Origin of the sequence: Achromobacter xylosoxidans A8 (assembly GCF_000165835.1) — a bacterium.
GTDB classification, from domain to species: Bacteria; Pseudomonadota; Gammaproteobacteria; order Burkholderiales; family Burkholderiaceae_B; genus Achromobacter; species Achromobacter xylosoxidans_B.
The window spans coordinates 5,622,417-5,639,918 of sequence record NC_014640.1 but is presented as its reverse complement, the minus strand read 5'-3'; the positions used below and the strand labels follow the sequence as shown (position 1 = coordinate 5,639,918).

The following is a 17,502-nucleotide window of genomic DNA, read 5'->3' as shown; positions in this document are numbered from 1 at the left end:
GCCCGATCGCGCTGATAGTATGTACCCAGAATATAGCCTCTTGGAGCAGAAAATGAACACCCGCGACGCCTGCGTCAATGCCGACCGCCAGGATCCCCTGGCGCCCCTCAAAGACCGTTTCGACCTGCCGCCCGGCGTGCTCTACATGGACGGCAATTCCCTGGGCGTGCTGCCCAAGGACGCCGCCGCCCGCGCCGCCGCCGTGATCGGCCAGGAATGGGGCACGGGCCTGATCCGCAGCTGGAACACCGCCGGCTGGTTCGAACTGCCCGCCCGCCTGGGCGACAAGCTGGGCCGCCTGCTGGGCGCGCGCGAAGGCGAGCTGGTCGTGACCGACACGACCTCGCTGAACATCTTCAAGGCGCTGGCCGCCGCCCTGCGCATCCAGCAGCATCAGCACCCCCAGCGCCGTGTCATCCTGTCCGAACGCGACAACTTTCCCACCGATCTCTACATGATCCAGGGCATGATCGACCTGCTGCAGCAGGGCTACGAAATGCGCCTGATCGACGACGAACTGCCCCTGGAAAAGGCGCTGGACGAGTCCGTGGCGGTGATGCTGCTGTCGCACGTGAACTACCGCAGCGGCCAGATGCACGACATGGCCGCTGTGACCGCGCTGGCGCACGAGCGCGGCGCGCTGGCCATCTGGGACCTGGCGCACGCCGCGGGCGCGGTGCCGGTGGACCTGAACGGCGCCAACGCCGACTTCGCCGTGGGCTGCACCTATAAGTACCTGAACGGCGGCCCGGGCTCGCCCGCCTTCATCTGGGTGGCGCCGCGCCACACCAAGGATTTCTGGCAGCCGCTGTCCGGCTGGTGGGGCCACACGCGGCCGTTCGACATGGCCGTGGCCTACGAGCCGGCGGGCGGCGTGCGCCGCTATCTGTGCGGCACCCAACCCATCGTGTCGCTGTCGCTGGTGGAATGCGGTCTGGACGTGGCGCATGCCGCTGACATGGCCGAGGTGCGCAAGAAGTCGCTGGCTTTGGGCGACCTGTTCATCGCGTTGGTCGAAGAACGCTGCGCCGAGCACCCCCTTACGCTGGTGACGCCGCGCAAGCACGCCGACCGCGGCAGCCACGTCAGCTTCCGCCATCCCAACGGCTTCGAGGTGATGCAGGCGCTGATCGCGCGCGGCGTGATCGGCGACTACCGCGAGCCCGAGGTGCTGCGCTTTGGCCTGACGCCGCTGTACTTCGGCTACGCCGACGTATGGGACGCCGTCGACATCCTGAAGGACGTGCTGGACACGCGTTCCTGGGACAAACCGGAATTCAAGCACCGCGCCGCCGTGACCTGAGCGCCGCGACGCAGCCGTATTGCGCGGGCCGAACCGGCCCTACATCCACAAGAGAGCGCAGGACCTGGAGGAGACAAATGCAACAACAGAAAGGATTCGGCCAGATCGCCGAACGCGAGCAGGGCCTGAAGCGGCGGCTGACGTCGGGCCAGATGAGCATGATCGCCATTGGCGGCGCCATAGGCACGGGGTTGTTCCTGGGCAGCAAGTTCGCCATCGGCTTCGCCGGACCCAGCGTCATCATCAGCTACGCCATCGGCGGCCTGATCACGCTGCTGCTGATGGGCTGCCTGGCGGAAATGACGGTGGCGCATTCCACCTCGGGCTCGTTCGGCGCCTACGCCGAGCACTACGTCGGCCCGCTGGCGGGCTTTCTGGTGCGCTATGCGTACTGGTCCTGCGTGGTGCTGGCGGTGGGCACGGAAGTCACCGCCGTGGCGGAGTACATGAAGTTCTGGTTCCCGGACGTGCCGGGCTGGCAGTGGGTCTGCCTGTTCTCGGCGGTGCTGATCTTCATCAACGCCATGAGCGTCAAGACTTTCGGCACGGTTGAATACTGGTTCTCGACCATCAAGATCACCGCCATCGTGGCCTTCATCATCCTGGGCGCCTACGTGGTCTGGGGCAATCCGCAGTACGGCACGGCGCTGTACACCTCGCACGGCGGCTTCTTCCCGAACGGCGTCTGGGGCATGTGGATCGCGGTAGTCATCTCGATCTTCAGCTACCTCAGCGTGGAGATGATTGCGGTGGCGGCGGGCGAGGCCGAAGATCCCGAGCGCGCGGTCAAGCAGGCCTTCCGCGCCACCATCGTCCGGCTGGTGGTGTTCTACTTGCTGACGCTGGCGCTGATCCTGGCCATCGTGCCCTGGGACGAGGCCGGCAAGGGCGGCAGTCCCTTCGTCAAGGTGATGCAGGCGCTGGAGATTCCGGGGGCCGCGGGCGTCATCAACTTCATCGTGCTGGTGGCGGCGCTGTCGGCCATGAACAGCCAGCTGTACATCACCACCCGCATGATGTTCAGCCTGTCGCGCGCCGGCCATGCGCCGTCCGCCTTCGGCCGGCTGAGCCGCAACGGCACGCCGCTGAACGCCTTGCTGCTGTCGACCAGCGGCATCGCCATTGCCGCGGTGCTGAACGTGCTGTATCCCGAGACCTCGTTCACGCTGATGATGGCGATTTCGATGTTCGGGGCGCTGTTCACCTGGATGATGATCTTCGTGACCCACTATTGCTTTCGCCGCCGCTGGGCGCGTGAAGGCGGGGGCAAGCTGTCGTTCCGCATGCCGGGCTTTCCGGTGCTGACCCTGCTGGGCGCGGGCGCGATGCTGGCTATTCTGGCCACCACCTACTTCACCAGCGTCTTCAAGATGACGCTGGTGTTCGGCGTGCCGTTCCTGCTGGTGCTGGCCGCGCTGTACCAGCTGCTGTTCCGCCGACGCGGCGAAGCCGTGGCGCTGACCCCGCGCGATCAGCGCTCCTGATGTTGCCGCGCCGGGTTCGGGCGCAAGCCTGATTTGGGGGCTGAGGCGGGAGCCTCAGGCCCCCGTTTCATATGCGCGCGTCAGGCACTGGCCATGGCGGGCGCGTGCTGCTCCGCGGCCTGTTCCTGCGGCGCCGGCGCGAACACGCGCAGCCGGTGGCCGTCGGGGTCCAGCGCCACGAAGGTGCGGCCGAAATCCATGTCGGTGGGCGCTTGCAGGATGGGCAGGCCGCGCAGGCTCCAGTCCACATGGCGGCGGTCCAGCGCCTGCGCGTCGGGGACGGTGAAGGCCAGTTCGGTCGCGCCGCCGCGGCCGGCGGCGGCCGGTTCCACGGTGTAGCGCGACCACAGGCCCAGCATCAGGCCGGAATCCAGCCTGAACAGCGCGAAGGTCGGGGAGCTTTCGACGGGCGGACGCTGCAGCAGGGCGCTATAGAACGCGGCGCTGGCGGCGGGCTTTTCGACGTAGAAAATGACGAAATTGGTGTCTGACATGATGCGCTCCGGGTGGTAGACGCGCTCATCTTAGACAGGGGTGCTGTCAGTTTTTGGCAGTAGCTTGCATCAGGATTTCTTGGGCGTATGTTCGATCGCGCGCCACTCCTTGAGCAGGGCATGCCGGCGCTTGGGATAGCGCGGGCCGGGCGTCAAGGTGGCGATGCGGTCGGTGCGGAAATGGCGGAAATCCTGGCGCAGTTCGCACCAGGCCATGACGATGCGCACACTGTCGAAGAAGCCCAGCGCAAACGGCCAGATCAGCCGCGCGGAATCGGCGCCCTTGTCGTCGCGGTAGGTGATGTCGATTTTCTGTTCGCAGCGTATGGCGTGGCGGATCAGCGCCAGGTCCACCCGATCTATCACCCGCATCGAACTGGGGCCGACCAGCAGCGGTATCGCATCCAGTCCGTCGCGCAGCTCGCCCGGCAGCACTGCGCCGATCTTGGCCAGCGCATTGCTCGCGGCCTGCGCCAGGCGCGGGTCGGCCCGGTCCGCTACCCAGCGGGTGCCCAGCACCAATGCCTCGATCTCTTCGGTGCTGAACATCAGCGGCGGCAGCATGAAGCCGGGCCGCAGCACGTAGCCCACGCCCGGCTCGCCCTCGATCTCGGCGCCCTGCGCTTGCAGGGTGGCGATGTCGCGGTACAGCGTGCGGATGCTGACGCCAAGGTCGGCGGCCAACTGGCGGCCGCTGACGGGGCGGCGATGGCAGCGCAAGGTCTGCAGCAGGCCCAGGAGGCGTTCGGTGCGGGACATGGGGCGGGCGGGGATGGCGGATCCATAATGCTGCCACGAAATGGCAGCATCAGGGGCCGCAGCGATCAGCGGATCGCGCTTTCATGCTGCGTGTCGCCCGTCGGTGCGCTGGAACTTTATAGCGGGAACGGCGAGGCCGCTCCCGCAGCTGGCGTTTAGGACCCGACCTTCTTGCCCGTGGCCACGTCGATGGCCGAGCCGTCCTCCAGGCTGACGCGGTAGATCTCGCGCACCACGTTGCCGGCGAAGCCGATCTCGACGATGGAGACGTCCTTGAAGGTGGTGTTGATGCCGTCGGGCAGCACGGCGTTGAACTTGTCGGACTCCTGCTTCATGGCGTCCTGCAGGCGCGTGTCGTACAAGGCCATGCTGTAGACCAGCGTGGTGTGCGGGTTGTGCGCGCGCACTTCCTTGCCGTCCTGCATGATGTTCACGCCGCTCACGCCCATGGTCTTGACCAGGTCCTTTCCGGCATCGCCCATCTTGGCGTAGACCGGGCCGGTGACGCGCGGCAGCGGGCCGTCGCGCAGCGGCGCCAGGGCGGCGGTGGCGACGGTGTTGTAGCGCATCATGTCTTCGAAGCCCTGGCCGCTCTTGACCACGCCCAGGTCCAGCCACCAGGGATGGCCCGCGCCCTTGGCGGCTTCGGTCGGATAGAAGTTCTTCAGCGTGACCTGCAGCGGGGCCGGCGGCTTGGGCAGGGCCTTCAACATGCGGGCGGGCGTTTGCGGGTCGGCGCTGTGGATGTGCACCACCGTCACGTGCGGCATGTTGGGCGTTTCGGCTTCGGTCTTCAGGCCCAGCTTGAGCAGGTCGGCCTTCAGTGTGGCGTTGATCTTGGCGTCCAGGATGGCATTGACGTCCTGGGGCAGGCGGTAGACCACGCCGTAGGTGGCCTTGTGCTCGCGGAATTCCGGTTTGTCCAGGGCGCTGTTGTCGATGGGGGCCGCGGCGTGCGCGGCCGAGGCGGAGGCGAACAGGCCGAGGGCGGCCAGTTGGAAGACACGCTTGATCATGGAGATTCCTTTTGTTTGTGTAGGCCCGCGAGAGTCACCCGCAGTGTGGCCAGCGCGGATGTACTGCGTATTGCACCAAGCAAAAGAATTCCGATACCAGCCTGCGCATGCCCGATAGCTGGCACCCGGCGGTTGATATCCGCCTACACCAGAAAGACGATGGCCACGATGGCGATGCCCAGCAGCAGGTTGATGCCGACCCAGCGGCGTATGCCGGCCATGGCCTGCCCGCCCTGCGGCCAGGCGGATGCGGCGACCGCCGCCCGCAGCTGGGGGTAGAGCACGAAGCGGATATAGGCGTAGATGGCCGTCATGACCAGGCCGCCCGAGGCCATGAGGGTCCAGCTGCGCGGCATGAAGAAAGCGCCGCCCGTTTGCGCCGCCTGGCTGGCTTCCTGGCCGATCATTGCCGCGCCGGTCGCCAGGATCAGCAGGATGGCCGCCAGCACGGCATTCAGGAACGGACCCAGCACCGACGCCATCAGCCGCAGCCGGACTGGCGGTTCCAACTGCGCGGCCGCCGGCCGCAGGAAACAGTGCGCAAACAGCATGCCCCCGACCCAGAGGATCACGGCCATCAGGTGGATGAATTTGAGCGCGGCGTAGAACATGAGGCAGGCCTGTAGGGAGGAATCCGTCCCCATCATATCCCCGTCAAGCGCGGCGCGCGGACTTGACCGGAATCATGGTTTTGCATTTAGAATGAGATTGATTTCTATTTGTGATTGTTAGTTCAGGGAGTCCTCCGTGCCGAATCCTGCGGTCGCCGCCAGCGACAACGTCCATTTGTTGTATCGCGCTCACCATGGGTGGCTGCACGGCTGGCTGCGCGCCAAGCTGGGCAACAGCTTCGACGCGGCCGACCTGGCGCAGGACACATTCGTGCGGGTGCTGCGCCACCGCCATGAACTGGACGTCCTGCGCGAGCCGCGCGCCTATCTGACCACCATCGCCAAGCGCCTGCTGCTCAACCACCACCGGCGGCGTTCGGTGGAGCAGGCCTACCTGGAAGCCCTGGCGCTGATGCCGGAGGCCCTGGCGCCCTCGGCCGAGCAGCGCCTGATCATCCTGGAAACGCTGCAGGAAATCGACGAGATGTTGGCGGGCCTGTCGCTGTCGGCCCGCCAGGCATTCCTGATGGCGCAGCTCGAAGGCCTGAGCCATGGCGAGATCGCCGCCCGCCTCGACATATCGCTGCGCACCGTCCACCGCTACATCGCCAAGGGATTCGAGCAATGCATCATGGCATCGATCTGAGCGCGCCGGCCGAAGCGGCGCCCGAGCTGCCCGCCGTCGAACGCGGCGTGGCACGCGAGGCCGCGCGCTGGCTGCTGCGGCTGAGTTCCGACCGCGCCACCGATGCCGACCAGCGCGCCTGTGCACTGTGGCGCGCCAGTAAGGCCGAGCACGAGCATGCCTGGCAGCGCGCGCAACGCGTGAACGAGCGTTTCGGGCTGATTCCGGCGGCGCTGGGCATGGCGACCTTGAACCGGCCCGAACTCAGGAACCGCCGCGCCGCGCTCAAGACGCTGGTGGCGCTGGTGGTGGCCGGGCCCGTGGGCTGGGCCGCCTGGCGCGCCGATCCGCTGGACTGGACCGCGGACTATCGCAGCGCGCCGGGCGAGCGGCGCGAAGTGGCCTTGGCGGACGGCTCCACGCTGCTGCTGAACACGGCCAGCGCCGTCGACGTAATGTTCAGTTCCACTGCCCGCCTGCTGCGCCTGCGCGCGGGCGAGATCGCGGTGCACGCCGTGGCCGACACGGCGCCGCAGGCGCGCCCGTTCGTGGTGCGCACCAGCCTGGGCGATATCGAGGCGCAGGCCTCGCGCTTCTGTGTGCGCCAGGAAGGCGGGCTGTGCCGGGTCAGCGTGCAGGAAGGGCGGGTCCGCGTTGGCAGCGCCGCGCAGCCGCGCGGCCTGGTCAGCCTGGAGGCTGGCGAACAGAGCAGCCTGACGGCCGGGGGCGTGTCGCCGCCGTCTCCCGCCGATCCGCACGCCAGCGACTGGCAGCGCGGCGTGCTGTACGCCCAGCGCATGCGCCTGGACGCCTTCGCGGCGGAACTGGGCCGCTACCGCCCCGGCATTTTGCGGTGCGATCCCGAAGCCGCGCACCTGCGCATCTCGGGTGCGTTCCAGGTGCGCGACACCGATGCGGTCCTGGCGGCGCTGCCCGCGACCTTGCCGGTGCAGGTGCGCTACCGCACGCCGTACTGGGTGACGATCACCGCGCGCGCGGCCGCCGAGGCCTGAATCCGCGCTGTTACAAAAAACTGGAGGGCCAGCTGTCCGATTCGGATTTCACGAGGGTCATGGTCAGTAGAGGCAAACGAATGCCGCCACCGTTTGGATCGAAAGGACGACCATGGCTTATCTACCCGCCGGCCGCGCAAGCGGCTCCCGACCCGCCCGAGGCCTGCAATGCCGCATGACCCGCGTCGCAGCCGCCGTGCATGCCGCGCTGGCGTTGACCACGCTGTCCGCCGCCCTGCTGCCTGCAAGCGGCGCATGGGCCCAGTCTGCGCAGCAGACCCAGGCGCGCGGCTATCGCATTCCCGCGGGCGCGCTGGCCGAGGCGCTGCCGCGCTTTGCCGACAGCGCGGGCGTGACCGTGCTGTTCGACGCGGCGCTGGTGGGACAGCGCCGCACGCCGGGTCTCGATGGCGTTTATTCCGTGAATGAAGGCTTCGCGCGCTTGCTGGCCGGCAGCGGCCTGGGCGTGCAGGAGCGCAGCGCCCGGGTCTACGTGTTGCAGGCGGTGACGGCCGCGGACGTGACGCAGCTGGCGCCGGTCCAGGTGGATGGCGACGGTGCGCCGGTCGCGCCAGCCTGGGAAACCAGCACCGACCGCAAGCGCCTGGATGAGCTGCAAGTCAGGAACTGGAGCGACTTCGGCAAGCGCGCCGAACCCGGCGTGAATTTCAACCGCACGAGCAACAGCATCAACATCCGCGGCCTGGACCAGGACCGCGTGCTGACGCGCGTGGACGGCATCCGCCTGCCGTGGCTGGACGACGGCGCGCGCGGCCTGAAGGGCGGCCTGGAGGCGGTGGACTTCAACAGCCTGTCGCGGCTGGACATCGTGCGAGGCGCCGACGCCAGCGGCGGCGGCTCCGGCGCGATTTCCGGCATTGCCGACCTGTACACGCTGCAACCTTCGGACCTGCTGGCCGACGGCAAGACTTTCGGCGCGCTGGCCAAGACCGATTACGACACGGCCGACAGCAGCTGGGGCGCCAACGCCGCGTTGGCCGGCCAGATCCACAGCAACACGTTCTGGCTGGTGCAGGCCGGCGCGCGCAACGGCCACGCATTGGACAACCGCGCCGACGTGGGCGGCTACGGTTCCAAGCGCAGCGAGCCCAGCCCCGAAGACTACGATCAACGCAGCTTCCTGCTGAAGTTGCAGCAGCGCGTCGAAGGCGGCCATCGCTTCGGCCTGACAGGTGAGTACTTCAAGCGCAATGCCGACATCGACAATATGTTCGAGCAGGGCACGGGCACCAGCTATCTCTACGGCGAGAACAGCACGCGCAAGGAAACCGAGCGCCAGCGCGTGTCCTTCGACTACTCGTATAAGGCGCCCGGCGAGGGCAGCCTGATCGACACGGCCACCGCGGTCGTCTATTGGCAGCGCCTGCAGCTGGACAGCTCGCTGAGCGGCGTGCGCAGCGTCGATTCCCGGGCCTATCGTTGGCGGGGTGACCCCTACTATTACGGCTACCCCAGCGGTCCCTATGGCCGCAGCAATTCCATTCGCCAGACCATGTTCGGCGCCAATGCCGAAGTCACGAAACGCCTGGCCGGCGCGACCGTGTCGCAGCTCTGGACAGCGGGCGCGGAATGGTACGGCAACAAGACCGAGCAGTACTCCAGCGGCTACGACAATTGCCCCGCGATTCCCTCCGGCACGCCGGCGCCCATGGGCCCGCGCCTGTGCGACATGCTGCACACCAACCAGGCCGACGTGCCGCAGTCCAAGGGCAATCAGTGGGCCCTGTGGGTGCAGGACGAATTCAGCTTCGCCGACGGCCGCTACACCATCATGCCGGCGCTGCGCTACGACCACTACGAGCAGAAGCCGCAGTCCACCGCCAGCTACGAAAGCAACCCGAATGCGGGCGCGCTGCCGCCGTCCAACAGCGGCAGCCGTTTCTCGCCCAAGCTGCTGGCCACCTGGAAGGCCGCGGAAGAACTGAGCCTCTACGCCCAGTACGCCTACGGCTTCAAGGCGCCCAGCCCGACGCAGCTCTACACCAACTACGGCGGCCCCGGCACCTACCTGCGCGTGGGCAATCCCTATCTGAAGCCCGAAACCAGCAAAGGCTGGGAGCTGGGCGCCAAGATCGGTTCCGATTCCCTGGGCGGCGCGGTATCGTTGTTCGACAACCGCTACCAGAACTTCATCGACGGCGACGTGCCGCTGAACGCATTGTCGCCGCAGTGGCAGTCGGGCTGGGCCGGCCAGTATCCCTTGGGCGTGACCGGCAACGTCAACCGCGCCAAGGTGCGCATCTACGGCGCCGAAGCCAGCGCGCACTGGAAGTTCTCGCCGGGCTGGCGCACCTGGGGCTCGCTGGCGTGGGCCGTGGGCAAGGATGAAGGGACGGGGCAGTACTTGAACTCGGTGGCGCCGTTGAAGGCGGTGCTGGGCCTGGGCTACGGCCGCGACGTGTGGGGCGTGGACGCGATGTTGACCACCGCCTTGAAGCGCAACAAGGTCGAGTACCCCGAGCCCACGGCCACGGCGCGCAATGCCGACTTCCAGGCGCCCGGCTACGGCGTGGTGGACCTGATGGGCTACTGGCGTCCGGCCGCGGTGAAGGGGCTGCAGGTGCAGGCAGGCGTTTTCAACCTGTTCGACAAGAAGTACTGGGAGGCCATCAATGTGCCGACCGCCGGCGCCATCGCCATTCCGCGGCCGGTCGATTGGTACACGGAACCGGGACGCAGCCTGCGCGTCTCACTGACATACCAGTATTGATCCAGACCCCGCCGCCGGTCCGATCGATACTGGAGCGGCGGCGGTCTACGCAAACCTTAGCAACGGCCGGAGGGCCTCACGATGAGCAATACCGATTTCACGTCCCGCGCCCGGGAACTGCGCGCCCGCAATGACGCGTTGGCGGCCTCGCAACCCAAGCTGCGCGCCCGCAACCTGGCGCAGGCGCTGGGCGTGTCCGAAGCCGAATGGGTGGCGGCGGAATGCGGCGGCCTAAAAGCCGCGGCCTTGCACGGCACGCCCCAGGATATCTTCCGCGAACTGGGCACGCTGGGTCCGGTCATGGCGCTGACGCGCAACGACTGGTGTGTGCACGAGCGTCACGGCGTGTATGAGGACATCCAGGCCGACGGTCCGGTAGGCCTGGTGCTGGGACCGGACATCGACCTGCGCGTCTTCTTCACGTCCTGGAAGTCGGCCTGGGCGGTCGAGCAGGACGGCCGCCACAGCCTGCAGTTCTTCGACGGCGCGGGCGTTGCGGTGCACAAGGTCTACCGCACCGAGGCCACCGACGCGGCCGCCTACGACGCCCTGGTCGCGAAGTTCGCGGGCGAGGCGCAATGGCCGGAAACCCAGTCCTATGCTCCCGCCGCCGACGCCGACCGGGTCGAGGACTGCGCGCAATGGCGCGAGGCCTGGCTGGGCATGCAGGACACGCACGAATTCTTCCCCTTGCTGCGCAAGTTCAAGGTGTCGCGCCTGGCCGCGCTGGTGGCCGCGGGCGAGGACCTGGCGCAGCAGGTGCCGGCCGACGCCGTCGAGCGCATGCTGGAATCCGCGGCGCAGTCCGGCTTGTCCATCATGTGTTTCGTGGGTAACCGGGGCATGATCCAGATCCACACCGGCCCGGTGCAGCAATTGCGCCGCACCGGCCCCTGGTACAACGTGCTGGACCCGAAGTTCAACCTGCATCTGGACACCACCGCCATCGCCTCGGCCTGGGTGGTGAACAAGCCGACCTCGGACGGCTGGGTCACCTCGCTGGAGCTGTATTCCGCCACCGGCGACCTGATCGCGCAGTTCTTCGGCGAACGCAAGCCGGGCAAGCCGGAGCTGGCCGGCTGGCGCGAGCTGATGATCAGCCTGTGCAGTGTGCCCCTGGCGGCCTGATTCCATAAGGACGTAGCGATGAAAAAATGGCTGGCAATGGCGGCAGGCTGGGCCTTGGCGTTCAGCGTGCACGCCGCGCCGCCCACCCGGGTGGTGACCCTGGGCGGCAGCGTGACCGAAATCGTGTATCAGCTGGGGCAGGGCGACAAGCTGGTGGGAGACGATCTCTCCAGCCTCTATCCCGAGGCCGCGACCAAGCTGCCGCGCGTCGGCTACTACCGGGCCGTGCCGGTGGAAGGCGTGCTGTCGCTCAAGCCTGATCTGGTGCTGGCGTCTGAACAAGCCGGGCCGCCGGACGCGCTCAAGCGCCTGGCGGACGTCGGCTTGCGGGTCGTCACCGTGTCGGACGCGCCGTCGGTGGACTCGCTCAAGTCGCGCATCCGCGGCATTGCCGACGCGTTGGGCGTGGCGCCCGCGGGCGAACGCATGGTGGAGGAAGTCACGCGCGAACTCGCGCGCGCCGAGGCGGTGCCCGCGACGCGCGCGCGGGCCCTGCTGCTGATCAACCGCACGGGTTCGCCGCAAGGCGCTGGCCGCGACACCGCCGCCAACGAAGTCATGCATTTGGCGGGACTGGTGAACGTGCTGCAAGACCAGCAGGGCTACAAGCCCCTGTCGGCCGAAGCCTTGGGCGCGCTCGCACCTGACCTGATCGTGGTCACGCAGGCGTCGCTGGACGCGGGTGGCGGCATGGATGCCTTCCTGCGCATGCCCGGCATCGCGTCCACCCAGGCCGCCGCAAAGCGCCGGATCGTGGTCATGGACGACCTGCTCATCCTGGGCATGGGGCCGCGCCTGCCGCTGGCGCTGACCCAGCTCAAGCAGGAGGTCGCGCATGTCATGGCGCGTTAGCGCGCCGCTGGCATTGGGCTTGCTCGCCGTGGCCTTGGCGGTCGCGGTGGTGGCCGCCACCGCCAACGGCGCGGTGGCGATTCCTTTGCGCGAGCTGCCCTCCCTGCTGTGGGGCGCGCCGACGCCGGAAAACGCCTTGTGGCGCAATGTGCTGATCGACATCCGCCTGCCGCGCGTCCTGTTCGCGCTGGTGGCGGGCGCCGGACTGGCGGTATCCGGCGCGGCCATGCAGGCGCTGTTCCGCAATCCGCTGGCCGAGCCCGGCCTGATCGGCATATCGGCCGGCGGCGCGCTGGGCGCGGTGGCCGCCATTGTGCTGACTTCGGGCGGCTTCTGGATCACCGCGCCTTCGGCCTTCGCCGGCAGCCTGGTCGCCACGCTCTGCGCCTATGCGGTGGGCCGGCGCGTGCCGGGCGTGGCCGGGCTGCTGCTGGCGGGCGTGGCCATCACGGCCATGGCGTTCAGCCTGATCGGCCTGTTCACCTTCGTTGCCACCGACGCGCAACTGCGCGACCTGACCTTCTGGAACATGGGCAGCCTGGGCGGCGCCAACTGGAAAGTGCTGTCGTTCCTGGGGCCATGGGTGCTGCTGGTCAGCCTCTGGCTGACGAGCCAATGGCGCGTCATGAACGCTTTGCTGCTGGGCGAGCGCGAAGCCCAGCACCTGGGCTACACGCTCAAGCGCGTGCGGGCCAGGCTGGTGCTGGCCAGCGCGCTGATCGTGGGGCCGCTGGTCGCCGCCACGGGGACGATCGTCTTCGTCGGGCTGGTGGTGCCTCACCTGGTCCGCATGACGCTGGGCGCCAACCACCGCTGGCTGCTGCCCGCCACCATTCTGGCGGGAGGGCTGGCGCTGATACTCGCGGATTGGCTGGCGCGCACCGTGGTCGTGCCGGCGGAACTGCCTATCGGCCTGGTGACCGGCCTGGTCGGCGGACCGTTCTTCCTGTGGCTGCTGGCGCGCGGACGGAGGATCGGATGACGCTTTCCGCACAGAACCTGACCGTGAGCCGCGGCGGTGCGCGCATCCTCACCGATGTGTCGCTGGACATCCGGCCGGGAGAGGTCGTGGGCTTGCTGGGCGCCAACGGCGCCGGCAAATCCACCTTGCTGGGCGCGCTGTCGTCGGAACTGACGCCCGATGCCGGCCAGCTGAGCCTGAGCGCGACCCCGCTGGCCGCGCTGCCGCACCGGCAGCAGGCGCGCCAGCGCGCCGTGCTGCCGCAAAAGCCCGGGCTGACTTTCGACCTGAGCGTGCACGAGGTGGTCGCCATGGGCGCCTATCCGTTCCCGGAGTTGCCGCCGCAGGCGGTGGACGAATTGGTGACGCAGGCGCTGGGCCAGGCCGATGCGGCGCATCTGGCGGGCCGGCGCTATCCGGAGTTGTCCGGCGGCGAACAGCAGCGCGTGCAGTTCGCCCGCGTGCTGGTCCAGTGCCATGCCGCGCGCGGGCAGGGCGAGCCGCGCTACCTGTTGCTGGACGAACCCACCGCCAGCCTGGATCCCAAGCACCAGGGCGATTTGCTGCGCCGCGCCTGGGAGCTGGCCCACAGCGCCCATACGGGCGTACTGGTGATCCTGCACGACATGAACCTGGCCGCGCGCTGGTGCGATCGCCTGCTGCTGCTCTGCGGCGGGCGCGGTATCGCGCAAGGCACGCCGGCGGAGGTCCTGACGCCGGCCAATCTGTATCTGGCTTACGGCATCGACGCCCAGGTGATTCCGCATCCCCTGCAAGCCGGCCGCCTCCTGGTGCTGATGGCGTGACGCGGGCTGCCGGGTCGGTAAAATAGGCGATACGCTTGTATTCGCCTTTTTCAACATCTACCCAACAGGATCCCGTGTCATGCCTACTTTTGACGTCGTCTCCGAAGTCGACAAACACGAACTCTCCAACGCTGTCGACCAGGCCAACCGCGAACTGGCCACCCGCTTCGATTTCAAGGGCACCGAGGCCAAGTTCGAACTCGACGAGTTTGTCGTGACCCAGGTCGCTTCCAGCGCGTTCCAGCTCAAGCAGATGCTGGACATCCTGCGCGGCCGCCTGTCGGCGCGCGGCATCGACGTGCGCTGCCTGGACGTGGCCGATCCCCTCGAAAACCTGGGCGGCGCGCGCCAGAAGGTCACCATCAAGCAAGGCATCGAGCAGCCAGTGGCCAAGAAACTCATTGCCGCCATCAAGAACGCCAAGCTCAAGGTGGAATCGCAGATCAACGGCGACAAGCTGCGCATCAGCGGCAAGAAGCGCGACGACCTGCAGACCGCCATCGCGCTGCTGAAGAAGACCGACGTCGACCTGCCGCTGCAGTTCGAGAACTTCCGCGACTGATCCGCCCCGCGCCAGGGCGCGCGGCGCCCTGCCGACCTCGAGGGGGGCCATGGGACATTCCAATGAGTTGCAGCTGGTGGTCGAACTGGTGCGCGCCGGCGGCATGTCCGCCGCCGCCCGCGAGCTCGGCGTCACGCCGGCCGCGGTCAGCAAGCGGCTGGCCCAGATCGAGGCGCGGCTGGGCGTGCGGCTGGTCAATCGCAGCACGCGGCGCCTGAGCCTGACCGCCGAAGGCGAGGTCTACCTGGAGAACGCCCGCCGCATTCTGGGCGAGATCGAGGATCTGGACCAGTTGATCGCCAGCCGCCAGGACAGTCCGCGCGGCTTGCTCAAGGTCAACGCGCCGCTGGGTTTCGGCCGCAGCTACATCGCGCCCGCGATTGCGGAATTTGCCCAAGCCTATCCCGAGGTGTCGCTGCAATTGCAGCTGACCGACAGCCCGGCGGATTTCGTGCAAGACGCCTTCGACGTGGCGGTGCGCTTCGGCGACCTGCCCGACACCCGCCTCATCGCCCGCAAGATCGCGCCCAACCGGCGTCTGGTCTGCGCATCGCCGGGCTACTTGAAGACCCATGGCGTTCCCGTCACGCCGCACGACCTGGCGCGGCACCAGTGCATTGTGTTGCGGCAGAATGAAGCCGCGTACGGCTTGTGGCGTTTCACCAAGGGCCGCCGCAGCGAGACCGTGAAGGTGCGCGGCAATCTCAGCAGCAACGACGGCGAAGTGACGCTGACCTGGGGCCTGGCCGGCCTGGGCATCCTGCAGCGCGCCGAATGGGACCTGGCGCGTTATCTGCGCAGCGGCAGGCTGGTGCAGGTGCTGGAAGACTACGCCTTGCCGCAAGCCGACATCTACGCGGTCTTTCCGGAAAGGCACCACCTGTCCGCCAAGGTGCGCGTATTCGTGGACTTCCTGGTGGCGTATTTCAGGAAGGGCGCGGACAGCCGGTGGTGATGGCCGGCCCGGCTCAGGCCGACCACAGGTGCTGCGCCGCGTAGGCGCGCCAGGGCCGCCACGTCTCGGCGCGGGCCAACAATTGCACGGGCGTGTAGGCTCGTGATTCCAGTTTCTCCAGCGCCCGTATCAACCCGATGTCGGCGGACGGGAACGCATCCGGCTCGCGCAACTGGCGCAGGGCGATGTATTGCGCCGTCCATTCCCCCACGCCGCGTATGGTGCGCAGCCGGCGCACCGCGTCCTCCAGGCCGCCGGCCGCATCGAATAGATGTTTATCCGCCACAGCCGCCGCGGCCACCGCCGACAAGGTCGCCGCGCGGCTGCGCGGCATGCCCAGCGGCGCCAGCTCGGCGGCCGCCACGGCTTCGGGCAAGGGAAACACATGCGTCAGCCCGCCTTCTGGACGCGCCATCGCTGCCCCGTGCGCGGCCACCAGCTTGCCTGCCAGGCGGATGGCCGCGACTACCGTGATCTGCTGGCCCAGCACGGCGCGCATGGCCAGCTCGAAGCCGTCCCAGGCCCCGGGCACGCGCAGGCCGGGCCGCGCCCGGATCAGTTCGGTCATGACGGGGTCGCTGGCGAATTGCGCGGCGATGGCGACCGGATCGCTGGCCAGGTCGAAGACGCGGCGCAGGCGCGCGATGATGGCCGGCAGCGCTTGCAGCCGGGGAAAGCGCACCGTGGCTTCGAGCGCATTGCCGCGGCCCGGGCGCACCGTCACCGTGCCCTGGTGGCCGTCCAGCAGGACGGTGCGCGCATAGCTGTCCTCCGTGACCTGCTCGATGCCGGGGATCGCGCGCAGCCGCAGGAAGCCCAGCATCGCGTCCCAGTCGTAGGGAGGACGGTAGCGCAGCAGCAGCTTGATCTCGCCCTCTTGCGCCGCCGATACCTCGGGCTTGCCGGAACGCCGCAGGTCCCCGGGGGCGCGCGCGAAAAGGTCATGGAAGATCTCGTTGAAGCGGCGGATGCTGCCAAAGCCCGAGGCGAAGGCGATTTCCGCCATCGGCAGCCGGGTTTCGTGGATCAGCTGCTTGGCCAGCAGCACGCGCCGCGTTTGGGCCACGGCCACGGGCGAGGCGCCCAGGTGCTGGCGGAACTGGCGCCGCAGCTGGCGTTCGCCCACGCCCAGGCGCTGCGCCAGCACGTCCACGCCGTCTTCGTCCAATGCGCCTAGTTCGATCAGTTGCAGCGCGCGGGCCACGCTGTCCGGCAGTTCATGTCCAGGTCCCAGTTCAGGTGCGGTTTCCGGGCGGCAGCGCAGGCAAGGGTGGTAGCCGGCCTCCTGCGCCGCCGCCGCGGTGGCGTAGAACGCCACGTTCTTCGACAGCGGCGTGCGCGCCGGACAGACCGGGCGGCAATAGATGCGCGTGGTCTTCACGGCGGTAAAGAAGCGGCCGTCGTAACGGGCGTCGCGCACTTGGATGGCGCTATAGCAGGCGTCGTGGTTCAGGTCCATGGGATCATGCTACCGCCGCTGCGGGCGCCGGATCTAGCGGTTTTCGGACAGTGTTGTGGATGTGGCATTCCTGTCCGAAAACCGCCAGCGCAAGTTTCGCGCGCCAGCCTATAGTGCTTTCATCGATCATCGTCGCAGGAGCCCGTCGCATGTCCGCCCGAACCCAGGCCTTCTTTCTTGAACGCGTTCCCACCCCCATCGGCCTGATGCTGGTCCTGAGTGACGAGCAGCAGCGCTTGCGCGCGGTGGACTGGGAAGACTATGAATCGCGCATGCACCTGCTGCTGCGCAGGCAGTACCGCAACCAGGCCGTGGAACTGCATGATGCCGCCCAGGCCTCGCCCGCGCGGCGCGCGCTGCTGGACTATTTCGACGGCGACGTGCGCGCCATCGACGCGCTGGACGTAGCTACAGGCGGCACCGATTTCCAGCGCGAGGTGTGGCGGGCCTTGCGGGAAGTGTCGGGCGGCCAATCGGTCAGCTATGGCGCGTTGGCGCAGCGCATCGCGCGTCCCGCGGCCGTACGCGCGGTGGGCGCGGCCAACGGGGCGAATCCCATCGGCATCGTCGTGCCTTGCCACCGCATCGTGGGCGCGGATGCTTCCCTGACCGGTTATGGCGGGGGGCTGCATCGCAAGCGCTGGCTGCTGGATCACGAGCAGAGATGGCTTGAAAATTCTTGTGACAGGGCTGAATAGATTTGTAGCGTGTTAAGCATCTGAAAGGCATATCATCCGTCCCCT

Annotated in this window: 17 protein-coding genes; 12 read left to right on the top strand and 5 right to left on the bottom strand. The window is 68.0% G+C overall.

Annotation, left to right across the window (positions count from 1 at the left end; genetic code table 11):
• The first annotated feature begins 52 nt into the window (after positions 1-52).
• Positions 53-1,303 carry a kynureninase gene (gene kynU / locus AXYL_RS26055; protein WP_013395866.1) on the top strand — a complete coding sequence of 417 codons (1,251 nt, stop codon included), beginning with the start codon at positions 53-55 and terminating at the stop codon, positions 1,301-1,303.
• A 77-nt stretch (positions 1,304-1,380) separates the two neighbouring features.
• Positions 1,381-2,787, top strand: a complete 1,407-nt coding sequence (locus tag AXYL_RS26050) for an amino acid permease (RefSeq protein WP_013395865.1) — start codon at positions 1,381-1,383, stop codon at positions 2,785-2,787.
• 80 nt (positions 2,788-2,867) lie between these two features.
• Here AXYL_RS26050 and AXYL_RS26045 read toward each other — a convergent pair whose 3' ends face one another.
• From AXYL_RS26045 to AXYL_RS26030, 4 genes are all read right to left on the bottom strand, one after another.
• Entirely contained in the window at positions 2,868-3,281 is a 414-nt protein-coding gene (locus tag AXYL_RS26045) for a VOC family protein (RefSeq protein WP_013395864.1), read from the bottom strand.
• Positions 3,282-3,350: 69 nt separating this feature from the next.
• The gene (locus tag AXYL_RS26040; RefSeq protein WP_013395863.1) at positions 3,351-4,040 is read right to left on the bottom strand and encodes a helix-turn-helix transcriptional regulator; all 690 of its coding nucleotides are present in this window, start codon (positions 4,038-4,040) and stop codon (positions 3,351-3,353) included.
• Positions 4,041-4,195: 155 nt separating this feature from the next.
• Positions 4,196-5,056, bottom strand: a complete 861-nt coding sequence (locus AXYL_RS26035; protein WP_013395862.1) for a hypothetical protein — start codon at positions 5,054-5,056, stop codon at positions 4,196-4,198.
• A gap of 143 nt (positions 5,057-5,199) precedes the next feature.
• A complete protein-coding gene (locus AXYL_RS26030; protein WP_013395861.1) occupies positions 5,200-5,667 on the bottom strand; it encodes a CopD family protein in 468 nt (155 codons plus the stop codon).
• 136 nt (positions 5,668-5,803) lie between these two features.
• Here AXYL_RS26030 and AXYL_RS26025 point away from each other — a divergent pair, with 136 nt between their 5' ends.
• From AXYL_RS26025 to AXYL_RS25985, 9 genes are all read left to right on the top strand, one after another.
• Positions 5,804-6,313 (top strand): sigma-70 family RNA polymerase sigma factor, encoded by a 510-nt coding sequence (locus AXYL_RS26025; RefSeq protein ID WP_013395860.1) that lies wholly within the window; start codon positions 5,804-5,806, stop codon positions 6,311-6,313.
• Entirely contained in the window at positions 6,292-7,305 is a 1,014-nt protein-coding gene (locus AXYL_RS26020; RefSeq protein WP_013395859.1) for a FecR domain-containing protein, read from the top strand. Before AXYL_RS26025 ends, AXYL_RS26020 begins: the two co-directional genes overlap by 22 nt.
• A gap of 175 nt (positions 7,306-7,480) precedes the next feature.
• The gene (locus AXYL_RS26015) at positions 7,481-10,036 is read left to right on the top strand and encodes a TonB-dependent receptor (RefSeq protein WP_013395858.1); all 2,556 of its coding nucleotides are present in this window, start codon (positions 7,481-7,483) and stop codon (positions 10,034-10,036) included.
• 81 nt (positions 10,037-10,117) lie between these two features.
• Positions 10,118-11,164: a hemin-degrading factor gene (locus AXYL_RS26010; RefSeq protein ID WP_013395857.1), complete on the top strand. Its 1,047-nt coding sequence runs from the start codon at positions 10,118-10,120 to the stop codon at positions 11,162-11,164.
• A gap of 18 nt (positions 11,165-11,182) precedes the next feature.
• Positions 11,183-12,016: a heme/hemin ABC transporter substrate-binding protein gene (locus AXYL_RS26005; protein WP_013395856.1), complete on the top strand. Its 834-nt coding sequence runs from the start codon at positions 11,183-11,185 to the stop codon at positions 12,014-12,016.
• Positions 12,000-12,998 carry a FecCD family ABC transporter permease gene (locus tag AXYL_RS26000; protein ID WP_041654275.1) on the top strand — a complete coding sequence of 333 codons (999 nt, stop codon included), beginning with the start codon at positions 12,000-12,002 and terminating at the stop codon, positions 12,996-12,998. The genes AXYL_RS26005 and AXYL_RS26000 overlap by 17 nt, the downstream gene beginning before the upstream one ends.
• A complete protein-coding gene (locus AXYL_RS25995) occupies positions 12,995-13,783 on the top strand; it encodes a heme ABC transporter ATP-binding protein (RefSeq protein WP_013395854.1) in 789 nt (262 codons plus the stop codon). Before AXYL_RS26000 ends, AXYL_RS25995 begins: the two co-directional genes overlap by 4 nt.
• 79 nt (positions 13,784-13,862) lie before the next feature.
• Positions 13,863-14,345 (top strand): YajQ family cyclic di-GMP-binding protein, encoded by a 483-nt coding sequence (locus tag AXYL_RS25990; protein ID WP_013395853.1) that lies wholly within the window; start codon positions 13,863-13,865, stop codon positions 14,343-14,345.
• Between the two features lie 49 nt (positions 14,346-14,394).
• Positions 14,395-15,300, top strand: coding sequence for a LysR family transcriptional regulator (locus AXYL_RS25985; protein WP_013395852.1), 906 nt, complete (start codon positions 14,395-14,397; stop codon positions 15,298-15,300).
• A gap of 13 nt (positions 15,301-15,313) precedes the next feature.
• On the opposite strand, the gene AXYL_RS25980 is transcribed toward AXYL_RS25985, so the two are convergent.
• Positions 15,314-16,759 carry an AlkA N-terminal domain-containing protein gene (locus tag AXYL_RS25980; RefSeq protein WP_013395851.1) on the bottom strand — a complete coding sequence of 482 codons (1,446 nt, stop codon included), beginning with the start codon at positions 16,757-16,759 and terminating at the stop codon, positions 15,314-15,316.
• Positions 16,760-16,908: 149 nt separating this feature from the next.
• Between AXYL_RS25980 and ogt the strand changes: the two genes are divergently transcribed.
• Complete coding sequence (gene ogt / locus AXYL_RS25975; protein ID WP_013395850.1) at positions 16,909-17,457, top strand: methylated-DNA--[protein]-cysteine S-methyltransferase; 549 nt, start codon at positions 16,909-16,911, stop codon at positions 17,455-17,457.
• Positions 17,458-17,502 lie beyond the last annotated feature (45 nt).